The organism is Algicola sagamiensis DSM 14643 (assembly GCF_000374485.1).
Lineage (GTDB): Bacteria > Pseudomonadota > Gammaproteobacteria > Enterobacterales > Alteromonadaceae > Algicola > Algicola sagamiensis.
The window spans coordinates 215,033-240,946 of sequence record NZ_KB894492.1 but is presented as its reverse complement, the minus strand read 5'-3'; the positions used below and the strand labels follow the sequence as shown (position 1 = coordinate 240,946).

Genomic DNA, 25,914 nt, shown 5'->3' with positions numbered 1-25,914 from the left:
ACTTACCTTCACTTCTCTTGCTCAAGATCAAGCGCATCAGTCGCACGCTGGATCGTATCGAATTCTTCTTCAGGGGCTTGGGCAACGAGGTGATGCCGACTATAAAAAGCAAAATATCCAACCAGAATTGCGTAGAAAACCGCAGACCAAATCGCAGCCTCCAGGCTCACGACAAACGTACTGGCAAAAGCAATAATCGCGAGTATGAACGCCAGCCCTGTTGTCTTCACACCGCCTGGAGTTTTATAGGGCCTGTGCATCTCAGGCTCTTTAACACGGAGAATCATGTGAGAGAGCATCATCAGTGCATAGGAAATGGTCGCCCCAAACACAGCCATCGTGATCATCAAATCCCCCTCCCCTGTCAGCGACAACATGAAGCCAATCGCACCTGGCACCACTAAAGCCATCGTAGGCACCTTTTTCTTTCCAGTAACAGAAAGAAAACGCGGCAAGTAACCCGCTCTAGACAGCGCGAATATTTGACGAGAATAGGCAAAGATGATTGAGAAGAAACTTGCGATCAGGCCGAATAGCCCAATGACATTCACGAAGTTGGCTATATTGGAATTGACACCATATATGGATTCCAACGCACCAACCAAAGGCGCGGGATGATCTTTCATCGCATCCGCTCCAGCAACACCTGGTACGAGAACAAGCACAGATACAGCAAAAAGTATTAGTACAATCATCGCAACGATGATCCCAATCGGCATATCTCGGCTTGGGTTCTCGCTTTCCTCAGCGGCTAATGGAACACCTTCTACAGCCAGAAACAGCCACATCGCAAAAGGTAAAGCTCCCCAAACACCAATCCAACCCTCTGGTAAAAATGTATTCGCACCTGCGGCCTGTGGATTCACCGCGACGGTCAAGAGATTATCAACATCAAAAAATGGGATCATCCCTGTTGCAAATACAACCAGCGCCAACACTGCTACGCAGGTAATCACCATCATAATCTTCAGAGCCTGCCCGACACCAAGCAGATGTAACCCTATGAATAAGGCATAAAAGCTTGCATAAACGATTGGTCCATCCAATCCAATGAGTGAATTGAGGTAGCCCCCGATAAAAATCGCAATCGCAGCTGGTGCAATCGCATACTCGAGAAGAATTGCGGTTCCAGTCAGGAATCCTCCCCAAGGTCCCATCGCTCTTCTTGCAAAACTATATCCACCGCCAGCGGTCGGAATGGATGATGAAAGTTCAGCCAATCCAAACACCATACATAAATACATGCAAGCCATCAGCAAAGTCGCTATGACCATGCCTCCAAAGCCACCTTGTGCGATCCCAAAATTCCATCCTGCAAAGTCACCAGAGATCACATAAGAGACTCCTAAACTTGCTAACAGGACCCAACCAACTGCCCCTTTTTTTAATTGTCGCTGGTTAAAATATTCTGAGGATACGGATTCGTATCCAATCGATGAATTCGATGATGATGAGTCTAATGGCATGGTCTGTCTCCAATGCTTATATCATCACGCACAACGGCAGGAACCAGGACTTCATCCTATGGCGTGTTTCTCAGGAACGTTGAACTGTCGACTATAAAACTTCTTGAATAAGGATTGAATGGGAAGGATAATAATTGAGCAAAAAGTAGTGTGGCTCAATGATTATCCTTCATTAGGATGAGATTTTGTAATAAAGCCGTGAATAGCATAATTTATCTGATGGGTTGTGATACCAGATATACAAGATTGTGCCAGCATATACATCCCCATTGAGACAAGACATAATCCAGCCCACATCAGAAACAATATGTGGCCAGTCAAATATTCAATGAAAAATCCACCAACGACTGGTGCTGACGCCCAGCCAAGTGAATTGAATGAACTTGCTCCAAAATAAGTCCCAAGTAAATGACGTGGAGCAATTTCATCAATCTGTACATTCATCGCAGGAAATAGGATCGACTCCCCTAAGCTAAATATCCAAATAATCATCAGCCAGCCCCAAAATGCTTCAACTGGGTTCAATGCCATCAAGCACATCGCGATAAATAGTCATGCTATACCGAGATAGATCCGTTGTTGCGTGTTCCAAGATTGAGTCACGGACTGAAGTGGAAATTGAAATAGAGCTACCGTCAGAGAATTAAACCCAACCATACAACTAATCAAGAGCGTTAAATCTGAGACATCCGCCTTCGTTAAATATTGAATAAGTGAGCTATCTGATTGAGAGTAAACAAAACTGACGATTACACTACCAAGAATAATCAACAATAAACGACTATCCTGCTTTAAAGCGTGCAGAATATCTAAAAAATAAACTGGGGTTTCTTGTTCGCTTCCAATCGACCTGATTATTCCTTTCATGCTGTAAAAAGTCCAGCATAGTCCGAGGAATAACAAGACGTAGCTTGCCGCAGTAACCAGAAACGTTTCCTGTTTTGCAGAAAGGCCGATTGCAACACCAATGGTCCAACTGCTGCGCCAACATTTGTAAGAAAATATAAAACTTGAAACGCCATACCTCTTGCTTCTGCTAGGGAAACCTCCTGACTTAAAAGTGCTTTGCTAGGCCCACTATAAAGTGCAGTACCAACCGAGCATAGCACAATTGCAACGATATAAGTCATATATGACTCAAAAAATGCAAAGGTGATAAATCCGAAAATACTAAAAACCAGCCCTAAAAGTACCATGAATCGGCACCCGTATTTATCGGCAAGAATTCCAGAAATAAAACCAAGGATGGCTGAAATGAATGTGCCCCCACCCAGAGCTATGCCAATATCCGTGGCTGGAAGTTGATATTCTTTGAGCAAAATAACGGTTAAGAATGGCTAAGCCATATAGTAAGTACCGCGATTAAAAAAGTTACCAGTAAAAATGCCCCATACAAGCGGTGAGTATTGGTAGGCAAGTACCTGTCGGATTGGAAACATCGTTATTTCCTCATATCAGAAGTCCATGATTTCCGATTATATAAAGAAAAAATTTTATGTAAATTGTATGGTTTATTTAAATGTTCGATTGTTGAAATGAATGTCATTAACACACCTTGTTCCTCGAGATAACAAGGTGAATTCATTCTAAGTCATTGGAAGTTGTGACGGATTTAGCTGAGTTAAGCTTTTGCGGTATTGACGTGAAATGGCACACTCGTCGATTGTGATTCATCCACTGTTGATTGAGAGAAGTCCGACTGATGATGCCGATATTCTTCCAGATGGTGTTGTGCTGACATATGGACAAGGCGTTTAAACAAGACTTGATTCTCGGGTTTATCGAGGCTCGTATCAACACCTTCAGGAAACTTCGTCCGAGCGATACAACGAAAAGCCGTATCCAATGCTTGAGCATAAATTTCTATAAATTCACGCTGGTGAATATCAGCTTCATGCTCAAGATCTTGATGTTGAGTTGTTTTCTGTTGAGCAATTTGGGGTCGGCCGAATTCGTCAAACCCTTCAGGACTGAGTAACAAGTGATACTGCCGAACATCTAATTCCAAACCGACAGCCAGTTTATATAACGTGGATGTTGTTGCCTCACTTGAACAACGCAGAAGACGACTGATTTGCGCTTTACTCAAGTCGAACCCATAATCCCGAATAATTTCGCTCAGCTTGGTCGCACTGCGAATACCTTTCGCTCTCATTAAAGCATCGATGTTACGTGCAAGCACAGCAGAAATCGTGGTATCTTCCTGATCGATTTTACATTTCATTGAAATATCCAAAAGATTGATTCCATTTAATTTCTTTTGCTAGTTTTCCCATCATAGAGTCATTTCATATCTGTGACAAACTTTTTTTTCGAATCATAAAAGATTCATGAATTTGTCTGATATCTTCAACCGATTCATATGTGTATTCTTGATAATTGAGACACCGTTTTGAATGGTAGTAAATGCCTGCAGTAATGGAGGGACGATGAATATCGAAGAGATAGCGAGGATGGCTCATGAGATGGACAGAGCTTACCGCAAATCAATGCTCGACTTCTCTTTGCCTCTCTGGGAGTGTACCTCCGAGTCGTATAAAACATCAGCGATTGATCAAGTTGAGTTTCATCTGCAAAACCCAAGTATCGGGCCTGAGACCAAGCATAATCAGTGGCTAAAAAGAAGAGCGCTCGAAGGCTGGTGCTGGGGTCCAGTCAAGGACGAACATAAGAAACAAGATCCAAGAATTATCAGCTTTGCAAAATTACCACCCCATGACCGCGCTCGAGAACATTTATATTATCAGGTCGTTAATTTGACACGGCAAATGACCAAAAATCAAAATTAAATTTAGATTACTTCCATCAATCAACAAAAAGGGGCTTTGCAGCTCCTTTTTTATTGGATCAATTTCAAAAACCTTTCTGATAAATTAATTCTTTATTCTTAAATAATTGAATCAGCTTGCTCTCACTTGTCCTTGTACGTTGATTGTTTCCAATTGTTTCTCTTCTTGATCTTGTTTAAACCACTGGAGGGACTGTTGTAAAGCAACCACCTCTCCAACAATAATCAGCCCAGGAGACCCGACTTCATTGGATTGGATCAGTTGTGACAATTCATTCAAGGTGCCAGATATCACACGTTGGTTATCCCGAGTACCATTTTCCACAATTGCAACAGGTGTCTCCTTCGCACGCCCATGAGTAATGAGCTGTTGCTGGATCACTTCGGCATGTAGCAACCCCATATAAATCACCAAGGTCTGGTTTGATTGAGCAAGGGCTTGCCAATCTGTTGCTTCGCTATCATACTTGCGGTGCCCTGTTACAATATGTACATGCTGTGCATGATCTCGATGTGTCAGTGGGATCCCAGCATAGGCACTACAGCCAGATGCAGCGGTGATCCCAGGCACAATTGAAAAAGCGACACCTTGTTGATGAAGGATCTCCGCTTCTTCACCACCTCGTCCAAAAATAAAGGGATCTCCACCTTTTAAACGGCAAACCACTTTACCTTCTTTTGCTAAATCAACCAGGATCTGATTAATTTCTTTTTGGGGTACACAGTGATGACCAGCTGTTTTCCCAACTGAAATATAATCAGCATCTTTTCTCGCATAAGCTAATACGGCATCAGAAACCAATCGGTCATGCACAATCACATCCGCAGATTGCATCACTTGTAAGGCCTTCAGTGTTAGAAGTTCAGGATCACCCGGCCCAGCACCAACTAATGCGACATGACCTTTTTTTGGCGCTGGATTTTGCAACTCTGACTCAAGATAAACACGAACATCAGCTTCACGATGATGTTGAAAAGGTGAAAAACGCTGAAAAAAATCTTCCCAAAACCAGCGTCTTGCAGAAAAATGATGAAGTCTCTCTTTTACCTTCACGCGATATTCGCCAGCCAATGTTCCCAGCTGCCCCAAACTCTGAGGTAACCAAGTTTCCAGCTGCTGTTTTATTTTTCGCACCAACACTGGTGCTTTTCCTGCACTGGAAATGGCAATCATGATTGGCGAACGATCAACAACAGCTGGAAAAATCGCACTACTTCGTTTGAGGTCATCCACCGTCGTCACAAAAATTCGTCGCTGTGTCGCCGCTTGATACACTGCCGTATTGACTTGTGGATCATCCGTTGCAGATACGACAAGGTACTGATGGTCAAGGTAATACGGGTGAAATTCATTTTCTATGTATCGAATCGAATCATTCGTTGACAATTCCCCAAATAAGGAATGGAAAGATGGTGAAACGACTGTGAGTTGTGCACCTGCCTTTTTCAAAGCTGTGACTTTACGATAAGCGACTTCACCACCACCAACAACCAGCACTGGCTTTCTTTTTAAGTTGAGAAATATCGGAAAAAATTCCATCGGCTTATATCCCATCCCCGTCGGTATGTAATCCACATTCACGCTGTAGTCCAAAGAACCGCGTCTCTTCCTCCGACATACCCGCTTCCAGTTTTCGGGTTGTATGCACATCGCCGACAGAAACATATCCCTGATCCCAAAGCGGATGGTAAGGCAAATCATTGTCTTCTAGGTAGTAATGCACATCGCGATTATCCCAATCAAGAATTGGATAAACTTTGATAGCACCATGACTGATTTCAACAAATGGTTTGTCTTGTCGTGTGGAAGACTGGCTACGACGAAGCCCAGAGAACCAAGTTTGCGCTTCAAGCTCAGATAAAGCGCGGCGCATTGGTTCCACCTTATTTTGCTGGTTGTATGCTTTAATACCGGCTTCACCCTGAAGCCAGCGCTGTCCATGGACAGCTTCTTGCCAGGCTGGCGACTGAACTGCACGATATGTATGAAGATTCAACGCCAGACGCTCAGTCAAACTTTCAATAAATTGGTATGTTTCTGGAAACAAATAGCCTGTATCTGTCAAAACAACAGGGATCTCTTGATTGGTTTGTGTCATCAAATGCAACATCACTGCGGCCTGGATCCCGAAACTGGATGACACAATGGGGTTCGCTGGCAAATGTGCTAGCGACCATACGATCCGTTCTTGCGCAGAAAGTGGACTGAATAATTCATTGATCTGTAAAAGAGCTTGCTGTTGCTCGGTCGCATCAAACGATAAAATAGCATGATAATCACCCATGAAATTCCCTCCCATCGATCACCGCTTTCACAACGCCTGTACGAACCAAGAAATCTCCGAACGCTTCATCCCGTTGCTTTTGTTTGGCAAAATCCGCAACAAGTGGTTCAAGTGCTGCTAGGATCTCCTGTTCACCGATATTTTCACGGTAGAGTTGGTTCAAGCGAGAGCCCAAGTGACTGCCACCTAAATAAAAATTGTATTTTCCAGGCCCTTTGCCCACAAAACCGATCTCTGCCAAATAAGGGCGGGCACATCCATTTGGGCACCCCGTCATTCGGGTGACGACTGGTTGCTGTGCAAGCCCATTTGCCGCAAAGATAGACTCGATTTTATCAATGAGACTTGGCAAGTACCTTTCTGATTCCGCCATGGCCAGTGCACATGTTGGAAATGCGACACAAGCCATTGCATTTTGTCGGATGGGAGTGAGATCTTCACGCCAAAGCCCATATTCACGGGCCATTGCCGCAATCTTGTCTTTTTCTGACTCTGGTACATTGGCAATAATAATGTTTTGTGTTGCCGTCATCCGAAAATCCCCTTGGTGGACCTTCGCAATTTCTCTTAAGCCAGTTTTTAGTTGCCGTTTTGGCGTATCAACCAGTCGGCCATTTTCAATATAAAGCGTCAGATGCCAGCGACTATCAATTCCCTTCACCCATCCATAACGATCTGAGTTTTGTGTGAATGTATAGTCCCGTTCTTTGCCGAAGATCACCCCGCTTCGCTTTTCTACTTCTTGCTTCAATGCGTCTAGTCCAACGCGATCAACCGTATATTTTAATCGTGCATGTTTCCGGCTTTCTCGATTTCCCCAATCCCGTTGGGTTGTCACGACGGCTTCAGCGACTTTTAACGTTTCTTCTGGAGAAATAAAACCAAGCGTTTTTGCCAACTGAGGATAAGTTGTGACATCGCCATGCGTCATCCCCATACCACCACCGACCGTAACGTTAAATCCAATCAGTTTTCCGTTTTCCGCAATCGCGATAAACCCGAGATCGTTTGCAAATACATCCACGTCATTATGTGGTGGGATCGCAACTGCGGTTTTGAACTTTCGAGGTAGATAGTGCTTGCCATAAACAGGTTCCTGCTCATCCTGGTTACCTGCAACAACTTCACCATCGAGCCATATTTCATAGTAGGCTTTGGTTTGTGGGAGCAAGTGCTCAGAAATCTTCACGGCCCAGTCATACGCATCAGCATGAAGCTCACTTTCCACTGGATTGGTATTACACAACACATTTCGATTTACATCACCACAGGCTGCCAGTGAGTCAAGCATGACCGCATTGATCCCTTGGATGAGAGGCTTTACATCACTTTTTAATATGCCGTGATATTGGAAAGTTTGCCGGGTTGTGAGTCGTAACGAGCCATAAACCGTATGCTCATCTGCAATCTTATCAATCGCCAACCATTGCTTCGGTGTTGCAACACCACCCGGCACGCGCGCTCGGAGCATAAAGCTATAAAGTGGCTCGAGTTTTTGATCTTTGCGCTCCTTGCGTAAGTCCCGATCATCCTGTTGGTAGAATCCATGAAATTTCGTCAGTTGGGTATCGTCTTCAGGTAATGCTCCCGTAATAGGATCTTTGAGTCCCTCAACAATGGTGCCTCGTAAATAATTACTTCTATCTTTGATCCCTTCATTGGCTGCTTTCTGGCTCATTAGTAGACATCTCTCAAATAACGTTGTTCTTCACGAAGCGTTTCCAGAAACCCTTCCGCCTGTTCTACATTCATTTGCCCTTCTTGCACGATAATCTCGATAAGTGCTTGGTGGACATCTTTTGCCATTCTGCTCGCATCACCACACACATAAACCGCAGCGCCAGATTGGAGCCAGGCATATACATCTGCTGCTTGAGATTTGAGTCTGTGTTGCACATAGATTTTTTCTTGTTGATCACGCGAGAATGCCAAGTCAATGCGATTCAGGATCCCACGGTTGAGATAATCCTGAATTTCTACCTGATACAAAAAATCCTGAGTAAAATGCGGATTGCCAAAGAACAACCACATATCACCAGAAAATTCGCCCGCATCCTTTTCCTGCAAAAACGCTCGAAATGGCGCAATCCCCGTACCAGGTCCAATCATGATCACTTTTCTTTCAGGATCTTGCGGCAGTCGAAAATGACTGTTTGGCTCAATATAAATTGGAAGTTGATCACCCGATTCGACTCGTTTACCCAAAAACCCTGATGCCCCACCGAAATGCGCAGAGCCAAAGGCTTCATAAGAAACAAGCGCAAGCGTCAAATGAACTTCGTCATCCGCTTCCTTTTGGCTGGAGGCAATCGAGTACAAACGAGGTGTTAAAGGACGCAGGCAATCCACGAATGCTTGTGCCGATATTTTTCCTGGATAGGCTTGGACAATATCAATAATTTGTCGCTCTGCGAGAAATGCGCGTAAAGCGGTTTTATCTTCAGCGAGTTGCGCCAAAACTTCACTCTCAATCGCTGCGGCATAAGCTGCAACAAATTGCGGATAACTTTGCGTAAGCTCTAGCTTTTCCTGAAGCAACTTCGCAATTGTGTATGTGTCTTCTTTCCACTGAACCAATGTCTCCTTGGATATCTCCAGAATATTCAGGAGCGCTGAAATCAGTGTTGGATCATTTTGAAAATAAACCCCGAGTGCATCGCCAACTTGGTATTGGATGTCCTGGGGATCAATCGATAGCTCTATATGATGAATTTCTTTGACACTATCCCGGCCCGTGATCCGTTGCACCTGGAGTACCTCAGCCAAATAAGGGGATTGTTTGGAATAGTTTGATGTAAATGCTTCGACTTGATCTTTAGGTTGCAACTGAACGACGTTAGAAGTACTGGAAGCATGCTCAAAGATTGGCTGTAGTTTTTCCTGTATTTGTGTTTCCCACTTCGTAGCTTCACTTTCATAGTCAACATCTAAATCAACGCGATGAAATAAACGGGTCGCCCCTAGATTGGCAAGCTGGTTATCAAAATCCTCGCCAGCCTTACAGAAAAATTCATAACTACTATCGCCCAACGCAAGGACTGCATAATTCAAGTGACTTAAATCTGGTGCTTTTTTACTAAAAATAAATCGATGTAGCGTTAGCGCATCCTCTGGCGGTTCCCCTTCTCCATGGGTGCTCATAATCAACACCAAATGCGTGATTTTTTTTAGCTGATTTGGTTTCACATCCGCAATGCTTTTCAAGTGTACCTGCCACCCCAAACTTTGCATCTTGGATACAACTGATTGAGCAATCGCTTTACCGTTACCCGTTTGCGAACCATAGAGTACAATCAGCTCTGTACTCGAAGTAGGTTGATTGATTTGCTGGCCAACAGTGGTTGGATTGTCTTGTTGGCTGCTCGCAGCTAGGTATCCACTGACCCAAGCTTGCTGTAGCGGAGATAACTCTTTTACAAACTGTTGTAATTTATCCACTTGTTCATTTGAAAGTGGTAGCGCTTGTGCCGCGCCTGATTGAAGAAACATAACGCAATTTGATCCCATCCATCCTGACATGTGTGACAAGATTAGGGGTAATTTTTAATTTCATGAAAGAATAGATATATATTTTTTATTCCATTCTGTTATTAAAGACGATTTCTTGATGTGTCTTAGTGATTGGTTTTGTTCTTTATTCTGCTACACTTAGCCGAGTTGGGCGCCTTTGCCTGAGCAATATGATGAAGCCAGTCTGTGTATTTCATCAAAGGACATGGGGTAAACAATCAACCCCAAAGAAATAATAAGAACAATACGGCTAGAGACGATTCTGATGGGTGGCAAGTATTTTGACTGTCCTCAAACCAAAAAAATTCATAAGTTACAGAAACTGGTAAAAAACTATCGCCATTTGAAGGTTGTCCAAACAGCCCTCCTTCAAATTTCAGAACTTGCCAGTTCAGTCACGGATTTATCCAAACTCTACATTGAGCTACATCAAGTTCTCAAAAAGCTTCTGCACGCCGATAATTTCTATATTGCGCTTTATGACCCAGATCGATACCGTCTTTCGATTCGTTATATGGAAGATGAATATGACAGTTTTACAGCACAAGAACTTGATGCCATTGAACTCAATAACAGTATCACCGAGTTTATCTATAAAAATAACCGCCCACTGCTTTGCGCGAAAAACGAATATAAGGCAATGGCCGAGCAAGGACTTTTCATCAATCGCGGTGCCTTATGTGAACAATGGATGGGAGTACCTCTGCATCGGGATTCTGTGGTCATTGGCGTTGTTGCCATTCAAACCTACGATGAAAATCGAATATACAGCCTCCAAGAATTAAGACTTTTTACTCATTTATCGCTCCATTTATCCAATGCAATTGCGCGGGTGAGTCGTCGAGAGTGGCTTGAGCGCGAAATCTTAAAAAGAACCTCTCAATTACAGCAAAGTTATGACGAGTTAGCCGATCGGATCCAAGAAGCCGAGCAATCCCGTCAAGTGCAACAAGCTTTATTCGAAATTTCAGAACTGACAGCATCCGGTATGGATATGTATTCTTTCTACCAAAGCCTGCATCATATCCTCAAAACCCTCATCGTAGCAGACAACTTCTACATCGCTTTAATGACTGATAGTAAAAATGCGCTGACTTTTCCTTATTATGTCGATCAATACACCTCTAAAGGTGAGAAACGTTCGCTCGGATTAGGGTTCACCGAATATGTGATCCGAACAAAAGAAGCACAGCTCATTGATGAGGAACGTGCAAAACAGCTGATTCATCAGGGAGAAATTGTTCGCCAAACCAAATACCGGAAACAACACACAACATCTTGGTTAGGCGCACCATTATTCTCTGATAATGAAGTGATTGGTGTGATCACGATCCAGAGTTACACGGTACACCGTTACACACAAGATGATCTCAAGCTACTGACTTATGTCTCACACCATATCGCTGTCGCAATCGCCAGACTTTTGTCGCAAAAAGCGCTGAGAGAAAGTTATGATTTACTTGAGGATAAAGTGCGCAAAAGAACCTTTGACCTGCGCAAAGCGAATCAGTCCCTCCTAAACGAAATTGAACAACGAAAGGAAGTTGAGGAAAAGCTGTACTTTGAAGCTAATCATGATCCGCTGACAGGCCTGCCAAATCGAGCGTGTTTGATCCAACGGATTGAGTCCGCAATGCGTTATTATGCCAACGAAACCGAATTAAGTTTTGCACTGCTATTTATTGATTTGGACCGATTTAAGTGTATCAATGATCAACTTGGTCATCAGGCTGGCGATGTTTTTTTGATTCAGGCAGCCAAACGCATTAGCCACTGTATTCGAGGAAAGGATATCGTTGCGCGATTTGGCGGAGATGAGTTTGTGCTATTACTTAATGATATTGCACATATCTCCCAAGCCGAAGAAATTGCACAACGGATCATCGACCAGGTGTCTAAACCATTCTTTATTGACAACGAACAGGCTCACTCCGGTGCAAGTATTGGCATCGCGTGCTATCAGACACAACACACCAGTTATGATGATGTGATGCGAGATGCGGATGAGGCGATGTATCAAGCCAAAAGACAAGGCCGTTCAAGGTACGTCATTTTTGATCAAAACAATACCCATCAGGCGCGTTCCAAGTCCTTGAAGACCAAGTTCCGAGAGCGAATTGCTGAGCTGAAAACTTCTAATATTCTAGACCCAACGATTCGTCAAGTCTTTGGTAAAATGATCGAAAACACTTGGGATGAGCATATCGAACCTGCTGATCTGGCTATGATCCAACGCCATCATTTAGATATGAAGTTCGATAAACTCCTACTCAGTAAAATTCGAGGAGAATGGATAGCCCAAAGCGATGCATTGTACTTTGTCACTGTCAGCGTGAAGCATTTAATTCAGGAAAAATCTCTTTATCGGCTATGTAAACAACTGCGGCGCTTTCCAAAACACCGTTTATGTCTTTGTTTTAATGAACCAGAGCTTATGGGTATTGACGTCAAGATACTGACAAAAGCGATGCACCGCTTTCATTCGAATGGCGTTTTTTGTGCCATCTCTGATTTTGGACATTCAGGTGGCAACCTACTTTATGCGCTTCAGTCCCCGATTGACTTTGTACTCATTGACCCCAAACTCGCGATAGATAAAGTGTATGCCCTCACGAATGCACTTTTTGCAATCTCAGGACAGTTCCACTTTTCGGTCGTGACACACCCAGAAATTGCGGATTCTGCGCCGAGCGATCATGATTGGTTATATTATCAGCAAAAAATACCACCAACAGATAAAACCAATTTTGAGCTCGACCCTTTGGGCGTAGAACAGTCTCAACCGGAAGAAACTGTTTAGCCCTTCAACATCGCTCTTAAGTTTGCAATCTGCGCTTGCCCCTTTTGCATGCGCTGTTGTGGTGTATCGGGCTTTCGCTTTTGTTCCCAGTCCAAATCTTCTTGGGGTAACTCATAGAGGAATCGGCTTGGTTCTGGCTTCATAACCTCACCAAATTGACGCCTTTCCTTTGTATGGACAAAAGCTAATTCACGCTGTGCCCGCGTGATCCCCACATAAGCAAGTCGACGTTCTTCTTCCACATTATCTTCATCAATGCTGGATTGGTGTGGTAACAAACCTTCTTCCATCCCAATAATGTAAACATAAGGAAACTCCAGGCCCTTACTCGCATGGAGCGTCATCAGTTGTACCTGATCGCCTTCTTCTTCATCTTCCTGACGTTCCATCATATCCCTCAACATTAACTTATTCACCGTATCAGCAAGACTCAGCGCTGCTCTCTCTTCATCTCCGCGAAGCATATCTGTGACCCAACTCAAAAGTTCTGATACATTTTTAAGACGCATTTCTGCGGCTTTAGGGCTTGGGCTTGTCTCATATATCCAAGATTCATACTGGATCGTGTTGAGTAAACCGCGCACAGCTTCTACAGGTTCTGCACGTTTTGCTTCATCAGAAATATCAACCATCCAATGGGTAAATTCCTGAATCGACCCAAGTGTCTTGGCATTTACTTGATTCGCAAGTTCATGAGAAAAGCAGGCGTCAAACAAACTACAATCACGTGCCTTTGCAATGGCCCCAATTTTTTGGAGCGTTGTCATGCCAATTGCTCGTTTTGGCACATTAATGATACGCAAGAAGGCATTATCATCATCTTGATTCACAATAAGCCTTAAGTAAGCCATGATATCTTTGACTTCTGCGCGGTCAAAGAAAGAAAGTCCCCCATTGATGGCGTAGGGGATCCGGTTGGTCATGAGGGACTTTTCGATGAGTCGAGACTGGTGGTTACTTCGATATAAAATCGCATAATCGCCATAACAACTGCCATTCATAAACTTGTGACTCATCAGCTCTGCGACGACTTTTTCAGCTTCATATTCTTCATTTTTTGCAGTCAACACGCGGAGCGGCACACCAAATGGCAGTTCACTAAAAAGTTTTTTATCAAACAAGTGTGGATTGTTGGCGATCAGAATATTCGCAGCGTTGAGAATTCGACCCGCAGAACGGTAATTTTGCTCAAGCTTGATTAAGCGTAACTGAGGAAAATCCTGTTGAAGCAAATGCAGGTTTTGAGGTTGTGCCCCACGCCAGGAATAAATCGACTGGTCATCATCGCCAACCACTGTAAATTTCGCACGATCGCCGACAAGTAATTTTACCAGTGCATATTGGCTGGTATTGGTATCTTGGTATTCATCCACCAACAAATAACGGATCTTGACCTGCCACTTTTCACGGACGGCTTCATTTTTCTGTAATAGTTCTGTCGGCAGGCGGATCAAGTCATCAAAATCCAGCGCATTATATGCCAATAATTGCTGGGCATAACGCTGATAACACTGGGCTGCAATCTGCTCGAACTCACTGGTCACTTCGAATACCGCTTGCTGAGGCTGGATCATCTCATTTTTCCAATTGGAAATCCGATGCTGAACTTGACGGATCAAGTCTTTATCCTCTTTCAACAAATCTGACGTGAGATCTTTCATCAAATTAAAACAATCTTGATCGTCAAACAGCGTAAAGTTCGCCTTCATACCTAATGCAGCATACTCTTTCTTAATGATATTCAGCCCAAGAGTATGGAAAGTCGACACCATCAATCCACGACATTCTTTTCTTCCTAGCGTCGCTCGAACACGTTCACGCATTTCCTTTGCAGCTTTATTGGTGAACGTCACCGCTGCTATCCGATTGGCTTTAATACCACATTGCTGAACAAGATACGCAATCTTGTTGGTGATCACCCGTGTCTTTCCACTTCCCGCACCAGCCAATACAAGACACGGGCCTTGAACATAAGTCACAGCTTCATTTTGGCGGGGGTTGAGTTTCATAACGACCTTCTGATGAATTGATGATGCAGCGCAATAGTGTAACGAATTCTCGCGCTCGTGAACACGACCAAATCTTTTTCTCTTTGGAAAGCCTGTTCTGCCTATTAAAAAATCACGTACAATAGAAGAAGAACAGACCTTTTAACGGGTTCATTTTGACTGAAGGATAGTGATCCATGCTCAACCCCAAAAAACTGGAAGAAATTGCCAAACAAGTTTCTGACTCTTTACCTTCTGGCCTCAAACAAGCTGCGAATGATGTGGAGACAAAAACAAAGCAAGTCTTGCAACAAAAGCTGGCACAGCTTGATTTTGTATCCCGTGAAGAATTTGACATTCAACTCAAAGTCCTTCAACGCACACGTGAACATTTACATGCACTGGAACAAAAAGTCGAAGCGTTAGAGCAGCAGCTCCTTGATAAAAAAGAAAAGTCTGACGACCAAGATGAATAACTGATCCGATGCCTCTCTGATCAAGTCACAGAGGCATCATTTTGCCAACCTAAAACAAGGATAAAAATATCCCATCTTCAAACACAACTCCAGGGATCCTGCGGATGGTGATCACATCCCCAATCTTGAAATCTCCTACATACAAACCGCCGTTATAATTTCGACCATCTCGAGTCATCTTGAGACAAGCCATAGGGTACGTGCAAATATCAAAATGTGTTTTGTTCAATTCTTGTCGTTGATTCATTCGATACACAGTTTCGCCCGTGCGAATCGATACGGCGTCGTCCTGAGAACCATTTTGGAATAACCAGAACGTACTTGATTTTGCCCCTTTTAATGTTGAAGTCAGAGCAATCCGTGTATCCATCGTTGTACTTTGTTGCGGTAATTGGCTATTCAGTGCTTTGTCAACCAAGCTATATTGGATTTTGTAATCACTATCCATGGTTAGCTGTCCATCCAGCCTTATGTCATCAAAGCGAAATTCTCTAGCGTCTGTCTGGCCGCGTGTCAATCCAAAGAGCTTCATTTGACCATCAAAGCCATCGATTTGGTTTTCCAATTTGATGCCGCTTGTAAGCCAGAACTTTAAGTTATTTGCATCAACGATAGGATCCGAAATCGGAGAATAATTGAAATGAACCAGCATTTCCTGCGTATCGAGTGTGATTTTGCTGCCATTTTCTTCAAATGTACCCTCAATCACAAAATTGAGAAAAGAGGTTGAAGATGCAGACAGTTTAAAAGATGCCATTCGCATATAGAGATCAACAATTGTGCCGGAATGCGACCCTGTGACAAGCCAAGTGGATTGATCCGCATTAAAAGAAATACGCAACTGATCTTGGGTATAAACACCAGAATCCGTTGTAAAAGGCGGGTAATCCTTCGCGATAATGGATAGAACATTTCCCAAAACCCTCGCCAGCGATACCATATTCTCATCCAGTAGTTTTTTGGTCCGCTCAACCCGCTGATCCACATCTGTTGTCAGCGCATTCAACTGCGTCACACCAATAATATCTCTCATACCAGATAAGATATCTTTACCAAATGGTGTTGTTTTTTGCTCGGTGAGGTTCATCTCCAGTTTGACAGGGTGCGTTGAAGTTTGTAGCCAGTTTCTGGCACGAGACAACCCCGATAACTGTGGCTCTTTCATATGCTTTGTGAGATTTTCATATCGGTTATAGAGTGCCAGATAATCCAATGCTATTTGCTGAATCGATTGTAGCCCTTCAACTTGATTGTCCATGATTGCCGCGCGGACAGCGTCGCTCAGTTTTTCCAAGCCAATTGCGGAGTCATCACCACGCGCAAGGAACACAGCCGTGGCAAACGCACGATGAAGCCATAATTCTGCAGCACGTCTTGTCGGATCCATAGATAAACGCATCAGCCCTTGATCAAACCCCCACATGGAGCCAAACCGATAATCCAAATCATCCAGTGATGGAAATGCCTCACCTTTCTCTTCGGATTCTAACTTGAGCGATTCATACACCTGTGTCAGTGCTTCGGTCAAAATCGATAACGTTCCGTGGTTTTCGCCTGTTACTATCTTCAAAGAGCCGCGTGTCTTCAGTTTAAATTTCACCACTTCAAACTGGTCAATTCTGCTGTTGTTATTCACATCAATGACATCGAACTGATCGACAGTACCACAACCTTCTTCCCAAGGACAAAATAAGGAGTATACAGCTTCATCGAGTGACAGTTCTGCTCGCGAATAAAGTGGTGCGTCGACCTGCAAGTCGGCTTGACTGAGCAAGATAGATTGCCCTGACGAAGACTTGAGCGTCACTGCTTCTGTCGCTTCACTCAGCTCCGGGATAAGAGACACCTGGACACTTGGGACTTGCCGAGATGTCTGCACTGACGATTCACCTGATCCATTGTCATCCCCCTGACACCCAGCAAGGCAAAAAGAGATGAAGTAAAAGATGATGGTTTTAAACTTATCCATAATAGTCACCATGCGATTTTCCAGCCCAATGAAAGTCCTGTATGAAAAGAATTCCCAGTATCAAAGTCATCCGTCATGTAACGCAAATAAATCACAGGATGCTCAATGCCAATGTGGAGGGTTTTGGACTTGGTCTGATAGCCAAACATCAGTTCAAATTCCTGCCAGAACTTCCAATAGCCCAACCCACGGAAAAATACATCTTTCTCGTAGCCCAGTGTAAAGAACTGTCCACGAAGTGACTTTGAGTGAACATATTCCACCCCTGCGTCATATCGCATGGGTAACTTCAACGTATGATCTTTTTCGTTGCCATTGAGATGAGTAAATAAGGTGATTGTTGGAAATGTCTCAATGCCACCTGTCTCAGTTTCTCTGACGGTCGATTTTGCGGTCTGCCCTTGCGCAAAAGGAGAAGATTTAAATTTCACCCGATGGATCAAATCTTTTAAATGAAGTGATACTTTCCAGGATGAATCTATCCACCACTCCCCAAGCAAGTCAATTGCATAGCCACGCCCGGTTGGCCGTTGTTGGATCGGGAGCGCTTTAAATAAAATATCCCAGGAGAAGAAGTAATCGACATTCAGCTGCCCAGTTCGGTTTTGATTATTAATGGTGCCATCTACATTCCCATCCTGATAATGCTTTGAGCCAAGCAGTTGAAGGGTTGGCGTCAACGTCAGTCCATCCATGATGGTATATCGATAGCGGTAATACATGCCATGGGAAGTCGAATTACGAGCGCGTAAGCGATAGCGATAATCTCGATCTTCAAACGGGCGGTTATTTTTTTCTGTATGGGTAAATAAAGCCGTATCCGAATCAAAGTCCAGTGTATAGTCATAGCGAGAGATCGTGCCAATTTCGTGCTCATTCCACCCTACTCCAAATTCAAATCGGTTGTGGGTAAATGCACTGTCTCCTGGCTCATATGGCTTATCCCAGTCATCCAAAAATGCCTCGAAGGGTTGAGACTCAGTGTATATTTCAGCTGTGAGCGATGAGCGAACATGATAGGTGTGCGCCTGAGTAAAAAAAGAAGCGCAGCATGTACTGCATAAAACAGACCAAATAATGTGCCGCATCCTTGAGTTCCCTAAAGAGTCTGATGGTGCCCGAACGACCTCGGTTCGAGATACTTTTTATGAAATAACGACGAGTTTTAGGCAAAAAAAGAGGCGACATACGCCGCCTCTTTTTCTAACCCGATTGTTTAGCGAGTGGTGAATACATCCATCGCCATCACAAGCGTCTGACTGATTGAAGAGAATGAAATTTCAAGATTACCAGACGTCGTACTTTCAGCAAACGTGCCCACACTCGTGTCACGATATTTCACTGTACCTGTCACTGTTCTTGAAGTACCTTCTTCCATCATATAGTCTGCGACAAAGGTTTGATCACCTTCGGTTGTTGAATCAACATCCATAATGGTAATCGTGCCTTTATCAATATCACCTTCTGCACCTGAAGAAAGCGTCACGTCTTTCTTATACCAACCATCCATCATCAGCGTCGCGCTCATCTCATTTGATGAGTCACTCTTATCTGTGATTTTACCCATCGCGCTGACATACGCTTCTGAGTTGTTTTGACCAAGGTGCTGAACCACAGCGTCATCAACCATCTTCGTCGCAGTTATACTAGAATCATCACCACGGTCGGCATAGTCAAAGCGTGTGAAGTTCGCGCTCTTGACTTGGGCAGATTGGCCGATGCCACTTGCATTGGTGATGGTGCCATCATAAATGACGACCGCACAAGAACCCTTCGGCTTCGCTGTATCTGCAATCATCTTGGTTGGATCCGCAATCACCGCGTCCATCGCAGTCTTACATTCTGCAAGCGCTGCTGTGACACCAGCGGCAGTTGTTAGGTCATTTTCATTTTTGACCATAAACTTCACGCCGTCAGCCACTGGAGGATTTAAGGTTGCTGAGAAAGCAAAGTTCACTTGTGTTGTTGCAAGTCCAGCGCGTGATGTAGTACCAGAGATTTCACCAACCATATGCAACTTACGAATTGTTGCATTGGCTTTATCACGCATTTCCATATTGAATGCGCCATCGTACTTGTACTCCCAACCAGAAACTGTCGTTGAGTCTGCATATGCACCATTGGTGGAACCAGCATTAGCAGCCTCACGGAAGACATCGACCATCTGATCCGTAACGCTCTTCGACTCAAGCAACGCACCTTGTGATAAGAGCTTGGTGTTATTCAGAATCTTCGTCTGCTCTTCACTCACTTCCGCACGTGCTTTGGTGAGTAGGGCGTCAAGCTTCGTTTGGTTCTCTTTCGCAGTTGAATCTGCTGAGTTTGCTGCTGTAACGGCTGCGTCAGCATCAGCAACAAGTGTCGTTGCTGCTTCATTTCCTGGATTAGCAGCGAGTAAAGCATCCGCAGCCTCTTTCGCCGCATTTGCTGCTGTCACAGCATCTGAAGCATCTGAAACGGCACTATCTACTTCTGTTTTAACAGCTGTAGCCTTCTGATCAAATGTCAAAGCTGCCGCGATAGTCGTAATACCTGAGCTGAGCGTCTCTGTTTCAGTCACAGCTGTTGATGCTGCTGTATTCTTCGTATCAAGCGCTTTATTTAATGATTCAGAGCTATCTATTAAGGTAATTGTATTATCTAATTGATCACCATCACCAATACCAACTGATGCACCTTTAAATTCATCCAATGTTGTCTTGTAACCAGCAACTTTTTCCATGGTTGCTTTCACCGCAGTTTGGAGAGTGTTTAAGCTCGACTCGAGAGTAGTTAACGTTGAGTTACCAGTAACAGATACTTTTAGAATATTCACCTGCATAATCATTGTTTCGACTTTCTTGTTTAAGTCTTCAACAATTTTTGTAAGATTAATAGGTGTTCTAGAGTCCGTTTCATCTACGCCATCTGCCTGCTCGAAGGCTCCTGTATCAGAATTTACCGTTACGATACTCTTCTGAACAGCTACTGGTGTTAAGGGATTGTCAGCTTCATTACTGAAATAATCCCCAAGAATTCTTATTGCTTCTTGTCTCTTCTCGAGTTCTGCTGCGTCTGATGGGATATCACTGATAACCTGACCTAATCTAAACACATAAGAAAGTGGATGAGCATTAGTAGCTGCAGCTAAATTCGTATGAGCACCATCGACAACTACTTTCCGTGCATTCAAAGCATTAATTAATGGCTCAAAGAGGTTATTAATACCATCTGTATTTGCAGAACAGCTATCTGCATCAGAGCAACCTACTGTTGTAGAAACATCATTATTCTGAGTAGCCAAGTCAGCTGGCGTGAAATTTTCAATCTCTGCAAGTACTTGTTCAAGTAGCGCTTTAATGTCTGCTAAGAACCCCGCTGGGGAACTACCCAACGCATTGCCTAAGTTAGTTTTAGATGTAGCAACCGCAGTATTTAGCTGCTCGAGAAGTGTTTCCCCACTTGCACCATTGATACTACCATCAACAACCAGCGTATTAAGGTCTGTAATCAATTGACCTAGCGTCTTATTATTCGCTGAATCTGCAGCAATTGCCTGTAGTGAAGCAGACATCATTGCTACGGATAGGAATACACTCGAAATCTCAACATCAACTTTATCCATCGCAGCAAGATCCATCACTGCTGCTGAACCTATATTATCAAGCATCGCAAGCAATACTGGATCATCTAGGTTATCAACATCGGTAAGAAGTCCACTAAAGAGTTGTTGAACGATAGTAGTTCCAACTTTCTTTATTGCATCAGCACTTATTGAAACTGCTCCATCATCTTTCTGAGCATCTTTAAGTAGCTTATCGGTAGCCATTTCTGTGTAGATTGAGCAGTTCGCTCGATAAGGGCCAGCCTGAGCCACTCGTGATGCGAAAGATGAATCATCAGTTGAATCGTCAGTTGAATCGTCATCTGCGGCTTCAGGAAGAATGGTGACTGATCTGAGCATAGCCGTGTCGTAGTACCATTCGCCAAACTCAATCACACCATCTGGATCAGGGTTGATATCTTTACCATCCTTATCTTTTATTTCATCCAGTTTTTCTGTATCAGATGAACTACCACCACAACCTTTTTCATCAAGAGAGTCACAACGAATAAGTCCCATTTTCTTTTCTTTATCCGTTGATATTTCAACAACAATCGCGCCTTCAGTGCCCTTAGGTAGCAAGATTGAATAAGCACCATCCACATCTGTTTTAATTGCCTCAGATGCAGTAATTAATTCTTCCATGTGAGTAGACTCAACGGTTGACTCTTTTCCTTTGTCAACTTGCATCGTTTTTACAGATTTCAATTTATCATCAGCAGTTCCTACGGCGACGAAAGGAATTCTCTTTTCTTCTCCCTTATCACTAATTGTCTTAACGACAATCATCCCATCTCGAATTGAACCTTTTACGACTGAACCTAATAGATTGAGTTCTTTGTCAAATTCTACCGTGGATGTTGCGGAAACCTTATCATCGTCGTCAGAACCACAGCCGACAAGGGTTCCAAGAGATAGCGCAACAGCGATAGACAGCGCTTTATACTTAAGTTTTTTCATTGTTTGCTCCGTGGCTTACATGGCCCTACCGCTTAAAAGGGAGTGATTTAGAAAGACATGTGGTTTTAAGAATAGACAAAATTTAGCAATGCGCAGAAATTCTCCAAATTTTTTTTACAGTAAATTCAGTTGATTCCTCGATGAAATAAAAAAACTGGATCCGGCAGAAAATTTTCTTCATTTTTTACTTGCAAATGATAACAATTATCATTACCATTCATCTTGCCCATCCACTTTCGCAGGTAGAAATTTTCTCCTGCGAGACATGCCATCACAAAGCGGCAAGGTGACCAAAGACGTGAACCAAGCCGCTTTATTTTTCCAAGTGCAAACATACCAATGATTAGGGTCTATTGATCTTTCGGACATCCACCCTGTTACAACTGAAGAAGCATCAATCACAGCGTATTGGCTTGTTCAAATGATTGGAAACAGGTAAATAAGATAGGAACTCAGCCTTTCTGAGCTCGGATAAGAATATTTCTAGGAGTGACTTCTGGCGCACAAAATTGCGTGATTTGTGCCTCATAACCTTGATCGGTTAAATACATCGCTCGGTCTAAGATCAGCCAGTACTCCAGCACTTGGCGGAAGGCATGACGTACCAAATCAATTCGCGCACTCACCTGACGGCGTTGTTTGCCTTGCTCAAGATATTGCGCAAAATTGATTTGCTCCGGTATTTGAATAGACTTTTGTTCCGCTGCCCACAGGCAAAAAGCTTCGAATGTATCACTCAACATACTTTTTGGAATCGAAGGAACTGGCAGGTATTGCGTATTTCCTGTTATCTCTCGCTGAAGGACATCAAACCCGAGACGCCACTCAATTTCCTGATGACGCAATCTCTGGATACGCTGCCCGCTGGTCATGGTTTCTTGAAGGGGTAATTTAAGATCATGCTTACGCAACACCAACTTGGAGAAACGACCTTCGATCGACAAAGGTTGGTACTTCTCCATCACCGTTAGATGATAACAACAAGGTGATAAAGAAATCTTGTCTGTATTGGCTAACGCAGCGCTTTGCATAAAACGTATATGCAAGTCACCACAAGCGTGAAGCGCCACTGCATGGTGCTTTTGGGTAAATTCATGAGATTGGCAGGAGTTGAGTACATCTGCACAGACATAGCGCATTGGCAAGTCATACTTGGATGCAAAGCCCTTCCCTTGCTCACACAAGTCCGCATTCCGCTCGATGACGGTAACAGGATTTTCATAATACCAAGAGAGCAAACGTCCTAAATGTCCCTTGCCACCACACCAATCCAGATAAGCTTCACTCTCACCCAATGTCGCAGCCAATTGTGCTATTTGTTGCCACTTTCTGCCTTTGATATGCTGCTTGAAGTGCTCTGGCACTTCCGGTGCTTCATTGGATTGCTGGGGAATGTTTTCGATCAGCTGAAGAACCGTTGGTAAATCTGGAAAGAAAGGTGAAAGGTACGTGTATAATAACGCACGCTCACCATCGATACGGAAGAGTTCCTCGTTAGAAATTGACTTCAGCCATTTGCACAGCGCTGGGTACGCATGCTCCCATGGCAAGCATTGATGCTCAAAAGGCACCAACTGCCAAAATGCGCGATGTGCATATAAGAATTGATCCAGGGCTTGAAACGTCGTTTTCAATGAATACTCTCGAATATTGGATACGAATTAAGTCCGATATTTTAACCAATTTTACGGAGAAGTACGATGACAAATCCATCGTATCAGAAAATCTGGCACGTGATCTCCTTGATCCCAGCAGGTCATGTCGCAAGTTATGGGCAAGTCGCTGACCTCGCTGGCCTGCCTGGGCGTGCAAGATTGGTCGCGAAAGCGCTCCGTGCTGTCCCCAGCGAGATACAATTACCTTGGCATCGTGTGCTGAGAAGCTCTGGCGAAATTGCATTCCCCACAGAATCGAAACATTTTCATCTTCAAAAAGGGCGTTTACAAGAAGAAGGAGTTTGCGTAAACCGTCGCCGAGTCTCCATCCGTGAATTTGGCTGGAAACCCGACCTAGCGACATTGTTGTTTGAGTTGGAAGGTTAATTCTGAGAGCCTTCCTCCACGACAGCCCCAACTTGATGATAAACACTCGGACGTTGATATATCCTCAAATCATAATCTGGCAGCTTCGCAATCAGGTATTCGATGATCTCCGCTTGGATTGCTTCATATTTAATCCATGCTTTCTCTTTACTAAAGCAGTAAATCTCGATGGGTATGCCATAAGCTGTCGGTTGTAATTGGCGGATCATATGTGTCAGTTGCGTGTTCACATTGGTGTTTTCTCTCAAATATGCCTCTGCGAAACGTCGGTATCGCCCGATATTGGTTCCACCATTGGGATCAAGTCGAATGCTATCTGCGTCAATCAGGATATTGCGTTTGATCCGGCGGCCACCAGATTGCTCCATTCCGCGCCAGTTTTTGAATGGCTCACTGGAGAGTGCATAAGTTGGGATAGTGGTGATCGTATTATCCCAGTTTCTTACTTTTACCGTATTCAGATTAATTTCCGTCACTTCGCCATCTGCCCCAAACTTGGTCATCTCTATCCAGTCTCCCTGCTTCACCATCTTCTGGGCAGCAATTTGAATGCTCGCCACAAAACCAAGGATCGTATCTTTGAATACGAGTAACAAAACCGCAGTTAAAGCACCAATACCACTTAACAAGTACGTCGGCGATTTATCAACGATGGCGCTGAGTACCAGAATGCTCGTGACCAGAAAGATCATCAGCTTGACGACCTGAGTCACGCTTTTAATCGGAACGTCCCGTGCAAAACCAAGCCGAGAGTAGCGGATCGCACCAAGATTAATAATGGCGCTCACCATATAGCCCGAGGATATATACAGATACACGAACGAGAACTTTTCGAAGACACCAAAAAAGTTTGGCCAGTCGGAAAACAGTAACTTGCCTGCTGCCAGAACAAATGCAGCCGTTATAAGATGAGAAAAACGCCTCGCAGCCTTCGCAGCAACTCTGTGCCAGCCATGAGATGGTTGTTTCCACCAATGCTGATTGACCAAGTTAACGACTAATGTACTCTGCCAGCGGACGATGAAAAAAACGACCGCGGCAAATACGAGTGTTAAAGCGATGAGGATCAGTAAGGTGTAGGTGCCTGTTTCGCCCTTATGAATGCCCAGCTGGGCTAAGAGGTTGATGATCAGGTCGTTCATGATCTTGTAACTCTTGCTCCAATTTTTGAGTGATATACGCGTCTTTTGCTTCCCAGACAGTATTTAGCCATTGCTGAAACTGCGCTTTGAAAGCTTCATCTTCGAAGTAATCACCAACGATACGATCTGTGACGGGTAGTGTTTCTACCTTCACGATAACTTTCTTTAACTTCCCTTGTAGCAAATCAAAAGTGACGTTCTTTTGATTATGTGGATAGATCAAAGTTACATTGAGTATGGCATCAAACTGCTCTCCCATTGCTGCCAAAGTAAATGCAATACCCCCGGCTTTGGGTTGAAGTAAATGTTTGAATACCGATTTTTGCTTCGTGTGTTTCTCTTCCGTGAATCGTGTTCCTTCAACAAAATTAAGCATGGTCGTCGGGCGATCTTTAAACTTCTGGCATGATGCACGGGTAGTCTCGATATCTTTGCCTTTCAAGTGAGGGTTCTTCTCAAGATATGCTTTGCTATAACGCTTCATAAAGGGCATATCCAAGGCCATACACGCCATCCCGACAAACGGCATGTAGCGAAGTTGCTCTTTCAAGAAGAATTTCGGCTCAGGAATACGATTAACCGCAATATGAGCTGTGACAAAAATATCCAGCCAACTGATATGATTCGAGATCATTAAATACCAGTTTTCACGGCTTAAATTATCATCAATCTCGATTTCCCACTCTAAATCGTTGGTGAGATTCATGATGAGGTAATTTCCAATCGCCCAATAGCGATAAAACTGATGTGCGCGACGACCTAGCATAGCTTTGGCTGTCTTACTTGGGGCCACTACTTGTAATAATGCACATGTCGCTATCAACGTACCATTGACAGCGACATTACCCGCATATAGGCAGAATGAGAGAATAATTAATAACCCAGAGGGTAATATGGACAACATC

At 43.8% G+C, this 25,914-nt stretch carries 19 protein-coding genes and 1 pseudogene; 4 read left to right on the top strand and 16 right to left on the bottom strand.

Features of this window, described 5'->3' with window-relative positions:
- Positions 1-8 precede the first annotated feature (8 nt).
- The 5 genes and pseudogenes from eat to C505_RS0104645 all read right to left on the bottom strand — a co-directional run bounded on the left by eat (position 9) and on the right by C505_RS0104645 (position 3,690).
- Positions 9-1,466, bottom strand: a complete 1,458-nt coding sequence (eat, locus tag C505_RS0104665) for an ethanolamine permease (RefSeq protein WP_018691430.1) — start codon at positions 1,464-1,466, stop codon at positions 9-11.
- A gap of 162 nt (positions 1,467-1,628) precedes the next feature.
- Complete coding sequence (locus tag C505_RS23475; protein ID WP_157368805.1) at positions 1,629-1,997, bottom strand: MFS transporter; 369 nt, start codon at positions 1,995-1,997, stop codon at positions 1,629-1,631.
- A gap of 21 nt (positions 1,998-2,018) precedes the next feature.
- Positions 2,019-2,333, bottom strand: coding sequence for a hypothetical protein (locus tag C505_RS23470; RefSeq protein ID WP_018691429.1), 315 nt, complete (start codon positions 2,331-2,333; stop codon positions 2,019-2,021).
- Positions 2,330-2,791, bottom strand: a pseudogene (locus C505_RS23465) (MFS transporter); the annotation flags it as partial. The gene C505_RS23470 and the pseudogene C505_RS23465, both read right to left, overlap by 4 nt.
- 296 nt (positions 2,792-3,087) lie before the next feature.
- Positions 3,088-3,690, bottom strand: a complete 603-nt coding sequence (locus C505_RS0104645; protein ID WP_018691428.1) for a hypothetical protein — start codon at positions 3,688-3,690, stop codon at positions 3,088-3,090.
- 205 nt (positions 3,691-3,895) lie between these two features.
- Between C505_RS0104645 and C505_RS0104640 the strand changes: the two genes are divergently transcribed.
- A complete protein-coding gene (locus C505_RS0104640) occupies positions 3,896-4,255 on the top strand; it encodes a RyR domain-containing protein (protein WP_026317743.1) in 360 nt (119 codons plus the stop codon).
- A gap of 111 nt (positions 4,256-4,366) precedes the next feature.
- On the opposite strand, the gene cysG is transcribed toward C505_RS0104640, so the two are convergent.
- Genes cysG through C505_RS0104620 form a run of 4 tightly spaced genes read right to left on the bottom strand, consistent with a single transcriptional unit; the run spans position 4,367 to position 10,028 of the window.
- A complete protein-coding gene (gene cysG, locus C505_RS0104635; RefSeq protein ID WP_018691426.1) occupies positions 4,367-5,794 on the bottom strand; it encodes a siroheme synthase CysG in 1,428 nt (475 codons plus the stop codon).
- Between the two features lie 4 nt (positions 5,795-5,798).
- Positions 5,799-6,539 (bottom strand): phosphoadenylyl-sulfate reductase, encoded by a 741-nt coding sequence (locus C505_RS0104630; protein WP_018691425.1) that lies wholly within the window; start codon positions 6,537-6,539, stop codon positions 5,799-5,801.
- Positions 6,532-8,217 (bottom strand): assimilatory sulfite reductase (NADPH) hemoprotein subunit, encoded by a 1,686-nt coding sequence (gene cysI, locus C505_RS0104625; RefSeq protein ID WP_018691424.1) that lies wholly within the window; start codon positions 8,215-8,217, stop codon positions 6,532-6,534. The genes C505_RS0104630 and cysI overlap by 8 nt, the downstream gene beginning before the upstream one ends.
- Positions 8,217-10,028, bottom strand: coding sequence for an assimilatory sulfite reductase (NADPH) flavoprotein subunit (locus tag C505_RS0104620; protein WP_018691423.1), 1,812 nt, complete (start codon positions 10,026-10,028; stop codon positions 8,217-8,219). The genes cysI and C505_RS0104620 overlap by 1 nt, the downstream gene beginning before the upstream one ends.
- 286 nt (positions 10,029-10,314) lie before the next feature.
- Between C505_RS0104620 and C505_RS21430 the strand changes: the two genes are divergently transcribed.
- Positions 10,315-12,849 carry a diguanylate cyclase domain-containing protein gene (locus tag C505_RS21430; RefSeq protein ID WP_018691422.1) on the top strand — a complete coding sequence of 845 codons (2,535 nt, stop codon included), beginning with the start codon at positions 10,315-10,317 and terminating at the stop codon, positions 12,847-12,849.
- Here C505_RS21430 and rep read toward each other — a convergent pair.
- Positions 12,846-14,858 carry a DNA helicase Rep gene (gene rep / locus C505_RS0104610; RefSeq protein ID WP_018691421.1) on the bottom strand — a complete coding sequence of 671 codons (2,013 nt, stop codon included), beginning with the start codon at positions 14,856-14,858 and terminating at the stop codon, positions 12,846-12,848. The two genes, C505_RS21430 and rep, sit on opposite strands and share 4 nt — an antisense overlap.
- A gap of 176 nt (positions 14,859-15,034) precedes the next feature.
- Here rep and ubiK point away from each other — a divergent pair, with 176 nt between their 5' ends.
- Positions 15,035-15,313 carry a ubiquinone biosynthesis accessory factor UbiK gene (ubiK, locus tag C505_RS0104605; RefSeq protein WP_018691420.1) on the top strand — a complete coding sequence of 93 codons (279 nt, stop codon included), beginning with the start codon at positions 15,035-15,037 and terminating at the stop codon, positions 15,311-15,313.
- A gap of 49 nt (positions 15,314-15,362) precedes the next feature.
- Here ubiK and C505_RS0104600 read toward each other — a convergent pair whose 3' ends face one another.
- The 4 genes from C505_RS0104600 to C505_RS0104580 all read right to left on the bottom strand — a co-directional run bounded on the left by C505_RS0104600 (position 15,363) and on the right by C505_RS0104580 (position 23,459).
- The gene (locus C505_RS0104600; protein WP_157368801.1) at positions 15,363-17,282 is read right to left on the bottom strand and encodes a hypothetical protein; all 1,920 of its coding nucleotides are present in this window, start codon (positions 17,280-17,282) and stop codon (positions 15,363-15,365) included.
- Between the two features lie 5 nt (positions 17,283-17,287).
- Complete coding sequence (locus C505_RS21425) at positions 17,288-18,370, bottom strand: hypothetical protein (RefSeq protein ID WP_018691418.1); 1,083 nt, start codon at positions 18,368-18,370, stop codon at positions 17,288-17,290.
- Between the two features lie 128 nt (positions 18,371-18,498).
- Positions 18,499-21,825 (bottom strand): hypothetical protein, encoded by a 3,327-nt coding sequence (locus tag C505_RS0104590; RefSeq protein ID WP_018691417.1) that lies wholly within the window; start codon positions 21,823-21,825, stop codon positions 18,499-18,501.
- Positions 21,826-22,277: 452 nt separating this feature from the next.
- A complete protein-coding gene (locus tag C505_RS0104580; protein ID WP_018691415.1) occupies positions 22,278-23,459 on the bottom strand; it encodes a methyltransferase in 1,182 nt (393 codons plus the stop codon).
- 66 nt (positions 23,460-23,525) lie between these two features.
- Here C505_RS0104580 and C505_RS0104575 point away from each other — a divergent pair, with 66 nt between their 5' ends.
- Positions 23,526-23,867 carry an MGMT family protein gene (locus C505_RS0104575; protein ID WP_018691414.1) on the top strand — a complete coding sequence of 114 codons (342 nt, stop codon included), beginning with the start codon at positions 23,526-23,528 and terminating at the stop codon, positions 23,865-23,867.
- On the opposite strand, the gene C505_RS21420 is transcribed toward C505_RS0104575, so the two are convergent.
- Both C505_RS21420 and C505_RS0104565 read right to left on the bottom strand, forming a co-directional pair.
- A complete protein-coding gene (locus C505_RS21420) occupies positions 23,864-25,009 on the bottom strand; it encodes a mechanosensitive ion channel family protein (protein ID WP_018691413.1) in 1,146 nt (381 codons plus the stop codon). The two genes, C505_RS0104575 and C505_RS21420, sit on opposite strands and share 4 nt — an antisense overlap.
- Positions 24,963-25,913, bottom strand: a complete 951-nt coding sequence (locus tag C505_RS0104565; protein ID WP_018691412.1) for an acyltransferase — start codon at positions 25,911-25,913, stop codon at positions 24,963-24,965. Before C505_RS0104565 ends, C505_RS21420 begins: the two co-directional genes overlap by 47 nt.
- Position 25,914: the final 1 nt, after the last annotated feature.

Excerpts from the sequence above, each read along its gene's own strand:
- rep (WP_018691421.1), bottom strand. The coding sequence starts at position 14,858 with ATGAAACTCAACCCCCGCCAAAATGAAGCTGTGACTTATGTTCAAGGC.
- C505_RS21425 (WP_018691418.1), bottom strand. The coding sequence starts at position 18,370 with ATGCGGCACATTATTTGGTCTGTTTTATGCAGTACATGCTGCGCTTCT.
- cysI (WP_018691424.1), bottom strand. The coding sequence starts at position 8,217 with ATGAGCCAGAAAGCAGCCAATGAAGGGATCAAAGATAGAAGTAATTAT.
- eat (WP_018691430.1), bottom strand. The coding sequence starts at position 1,466 with ATGCCATTAGACTCATCATCATCGAATTCATCGATTGGATACGAATCC.
- ubiK (WP_018691420.1), top strand. The coding sequence starts at position 15,035 with ATGCTCAACCCCAAAAAACTGGAAGAAATTGCCAAACAAGTTTCTGAC.
- C505_RS0104565 (WP_018691412.1), bottom strand. The coding sequence starts at position 25,913 with ATGTTGTCCATATTACCCTCTGGGTTATTAATTATTCTCTCATTCTGC.
- C505_RS23470 (WP_018691429.1), bottom strand. The coding sequence starts at position 2,333 with ATGAAAGGAATAATCAGGTCGATTGGAAGCGAACAAGAAACCCCAGTT.
- C505_RS0104630 (WP_018691425.1), bottom strand. The coding sequence starts at position 6,539 with ATGGGTGATTATCATGCTATTTTATCGTTTGATGCGACCGAGCAACAG.
- C505_RS0104620 (WP_018691423.1), bottom strand. The coding sequence starts at position 10,028 with ATGTTTCTTCAATCAGGCGCGGCACAAGCGCTACCACTTTCAAATGAA.
- C505_RS0104645 (WP_018691428.1), bottom strand. The coding sequence starts at position 3,690 with ATGAAATGTAAAATCGATCAGGAAGATACCACGATTTCTGCTGTGCTT.
- cysG (WP_018691426.1), bottom strand. The coding sequence starts at position 5,794 with ATGGAATTTTTTCCGATATTTCTCAACTTAAAAAGAAAGCCAGTGCTG.
- C505_RS21430 (WP_018691422.1), top strand. The coding sequence starts at position 10,315 with ATGGGTGGCAAGTATTTTGACTGTCCTCAAACCAAAAAAATTCATAAG.
- C505_RS0104640 (WP_026317743.1), top strand. The coding sequence starts at position 3,896 with ATGAATATCGAAGAGATAGCGAGGATGGCTCATGAGATGGACAGAGCT.
- C505_RS23475 (WP_157368805.1), bottom strand. The coding sequence starts at position 1,997 with ATGGCATTGAACCCAGTTGAAGCATTTTGGGGCTGGCTGATGATTATT.
- C505_RS21420 (WP_018691413.1), bottom strand. The coding sequence starts at position 25,009 with ATGAACGACCTGATCATCAACCTCTTAGCCCAGCTGGGCATTCATAAG.
- C505_RS0104600 (WP_157368801.1), bottom strand. The coding sequence starts at position 17,282 with ATGGATAAGTTTAAAACCATCATCTTTTACTTCATCTCTTTTTGCCTT.
- C505_RS0104575 (WP_018691414.1), top strand. The coding sequence starts at position 23,526 with ATGACAAATCCATCGTATCAGAAAATCTGGCACGTGATCTCCTTGATC.
- C505_RS0104590 (WP_018691417.1), bottom strand. The coding sequence starts at position 21,825 with ATGAAAAAACTTAAGTATAAAGCGCTGTCTATCGCTGTTGCGCTATCT.